Origin of the sequence: Streptomyces sp. H51, assembly GCF_035656535.1 — a bacterium.
In the GTDB taxonomy this organism is placed as follows: Bacteria; Actinomycetota; Actinomycetes; order Streptomycetales; family Streptomycetaceae; genus Streptomyces.
Genome location: NZ_JAYMHD010000059.1, coordinates 1 through 2,276 on the forward strand (window position 1 = coordinate 1; position 2,276 = coordinate 2,276).

Sequence of the window (2,276 nt, forward strand, 5' to 3'; positions counted from 1 at the left end):
TCCCGGTCCGGGTCGGCGTAGACGGCCACGCTCGCGATACCGGCGTCCCGGCAGGCCCGGGCGACACGGACAGCGATTTCGCCACGGTTGGCGATGAGCACCTTGCGCACGATAGAGGCTCCCTCCTTGAAACAAGCCGAGTTTAGGGACTGCCGACACGGCGCATCGACCCGTCCCCAATGGTGAGCTTGCCCACACGGAGCGTGATTCGAGGCTCGCTCAACCGGCGAAATCCCTTGTCGCACCGCAATACGCAGGACTCCTCCCGGAAACCCTAGTCCCCTGATGTGGTCAAGGTCTCTGTGAGAGCGTGCTGCGGGCCACCCGGTTTCTTTGTGGAATCCCTACGAACGGCCCAACGAATCTTTGCCACCCGCCGGGGCCTTGTCCCGCGGTTTACCCGTTAGTAGCGTTCGCGATGGATCGAAAGGTACTTCGGGTAACGGGTGTTCGGGCCGAGAGTGGGTGGGGACCGGTGGTGCGCAGACCGGTGGCATGGATCGTGGCGCTGGTGCTGTTCGCGGAAGCGGTCGGCGTCGCGGCGCTGAACTGGTTCCTGGGAATCGTCGTCGACCGCCAGGACATGTCCCTGGCCGGCCTGGACCCGGACATGATGTCCGTGTCGTCGAAGGCGGGCGGGGTCGTCTTCGGGCTCTACTTCGCCCTGTGCGGACTGGTCGCCCTGCTCGTCGCCCTGCGGGACCGCCCGCCGGCCGGCTTCGGGCGGGTCCTGCTGGTCAGCGTCGCCGTCGTGCACGGGCTGCTGGGGGCCTTCGCGTGGAGCCTGGTGGGCTGGCCGGCGTTCGTGTTCATGGTGGTCGTGCTCGCGCTCGTCGTCCTGCTGCTGATGACCTACGACGCCCCGCGGGGCCCCGCGCCCGCCGAGAAGCCCCGGGACGGCGCGGGGGACGGCGGCAGCCCGGTCACGCCCGGCCCGGCGCCCACAGGTCCGTGATGCCGACGCCCAGGTGCGCCATCAGCTTGCGCACGAGGGGCAGGCTGATGCCGATCACATTGCCGTGATCGCCCTCGATGCCCTCGATGAACGGGGCCGAGAGACCGTCGAGGGTGAAGGCCCCGGCGACGTGGAGGGGCTCGCCGGAGGCGACGTAGGCGGCGATCTCCTCGTCGGTGGGCTCGCCGAAGCGGACGACGGTGGAGGCGGTGCCGGAGGAGTAGCGGCCGGTCCCGGCGACGTAGACGCAGTGGCCGGTCTGCAGGGTGCCCGCGCGCCCGCGCATCGCCTTCCAGCGGGCCGTGGCCTCCTCGGCGTCGGCGGGCTTGCCCAGCGCCTCACCGTCCAGGTCCAGCACCGAGTCGCAGCCGATCACCAGCGCGCCCTTCACCTCGGGCCGGGCGGCCACCACGGAGGCCTTCGCCTCGGCGAGGGCGAGCGCCAGGTCGGCCGGGGTGGGCGCGGTGACGGCGTCCTCGTCCACACCGCTGACGATCACCTCGGGATCGAATCCGGCCTGGCGCAGCAGGCCGAGCCGGGCGGGGGACTGGGAGGCGAGCACGAGGCGGCGGCGCGGCTGATCGGTCATGCGGTCAGCGTAGCGAGGTGTCCCCGCCCGCTCACCTCAGACCGATCACGATCATCGCCAGCACCATGGCCAGGGCCATGAGAATGCCGAGCCGCCGCAACATCTCCTGCGTGTCCCGCAGTTCCTCGGGCGGCTCGTTCTCGGGATCGGACCACAGCATGCTCCCAGCGTGCTCCGGGCGGTGGTCCGGACGCCTGAGTACGGGTACTCAGGTTCGCCCGGACTCCCGTCCCCCGCCCGTGGTCTCCTCCGGTCGTGGTCTCCCGCTCGTGGTTTCCCACGGTCGTGGTCTCCCCGCCCGTGGTCTCCCCGCCCGTGGTCTCCCCGGTCGTGCTCAGCTCGGCCAGTAGGAGCGCGCCCATGTGGTGGGTCCCGGCTGGGGCAGGCGGTGCGCCGCGATGCGGGACGGGTCCGACCAGGAGTCCCGGTCCTGCGGCTCGCTCGGCGCCGCCGCGGCCGCGGCAGCGGCACGGGCCCTGACCACCGTGAGGGCGGCGGCGAGTTCCTCGGGGGTGGGGTTTCCCCGGACGACCTTGATCACGTCGGCTCCTTACAGGGGGATGTTGCCGTGCTTCTTGGGGGGCAGGGTCTCCCGTTTGGTGCGCAGCTGGCGCAGTCCGCGGACGACGTGGCGGCGGGTGTCGGAGGGCATGACGACGGCGTCGACGTAGCCGCGTTCGGCGGCGACGTAGGGGTTGAGGAGGGTGTCCTCGTATTCCTGGATGAGCCGGG

6 protein-coding genes are annotated in these 2,276 nt (G+C 71.0%); 1 reads left to right on the top strand and 5 read right to left on the bottom strand.

What is annotated here, in order from left to right:
- Nucleotides 1-110, bottom strand: a 110-nt coding sequence (locus tag VKA29_RS20370) for a biotin carboxylase N-terminal domain-containing protein (protein ID WP_324787317.1), incomplete at its 3' end; no start/stop codon positions are given.
- Between the two features lie 308 nt (nucleotides 111-418).
- Between VKA29_RS20370 and VKA29_RS20375 the strand changes: the two genes are divergently transcribed.
- The gene (locus VKA29_RS20375; protein ID WP_324787312.1) at nucleotides 419-955 is read left to right on the top strand and encodes a hypothetical protein; all 537 of its coding nucleotides are present in this window, start codon (nucleotides 419-421) and stop codon (nucleotides 953-955) included.
- On the opposite strand, the gene VKA29_RS20380 is transcribed toward VKA29_RS20375, so the two are convergent.
- The 4 genes from VKA29_RS20380 to VKA29_RS20395 form a co-directional block, all read right to left on the bottom strand.
- Nucleotides 924-1,544, bottom strand: a complete 621-nt coding sequence (locus tag VKA29_RS20380) for a nucleoside triphosphate pyrophosphatase (protein ID WP_324787313.1) — start codon at nucleotides 1,542-1,544, stop codon at nucleotides 924-926. The genes VKA29_RS20375 and VKA29_RS20380 overlap by 32 nt on opposite strands.
- Before the next feature lie 31 nt (nucleotides 1,545-1,575).
- Nucleotides 1,576-1,704, bottom strand: a complete 129-nt coding sequence (gene mmpB, locus VKA29_RS20385; RefSeq protein ID WP_324787314.1) for a morphogenic membrane protein MmpB — start codon at nucleotides 1,702-1,704, stop codon at nucleotides 1,576-1,578.
- A gap of 174 nt (nucleotides 1,705-1,878) precedes the next feature.
- Nucleotides 1,879-2,085, bottom strand: coding sequence for an acyl-CoA carboxylase subunit epsilon (locus VKA29_RS20390; RefSeq protein WP_324787315.1), 207 nt, complete (start codon nucleotides 2,083-2,085; stop codon nucleotides 1,879-1,881).
- Between the two features lie 9 nt (nucleotides 2,086-2,094).
- On the bottom strand, nucleotides 2,095-2,276 hold a 182-nt coding region (locus VKA29_RS20395), incomplete at its 5' end, for a carboxyl transferase domain-containing protein (RefSeq protein WP_324787316.1).

Excerpts from the sequence above, each read along its gene's own strand:
- mmpB (WP_324787314.1), bottom strand. The coding sequence starts at position 1,704 with ATGCTGTGGTCCGATCCCGAGAACGAGCCGCCCGAGGAACTGCGGGAC.
- VKA29_RS20380 (WP_324787313.1), bottom strand. The coding sequence starts at position 1,544 with ATGACCGATCAGCCGCGCCGCCGCCTCGTGCTCGCCTCCCAGTCCCCC.
- VKA29_RS20375 (WP_324787312.1), top strand. The coding sequence starts at position 419 with ATGGATCGAAAGGTACTTCGGGTAACGGGTGTTCGGGCCGAGAGTGGG.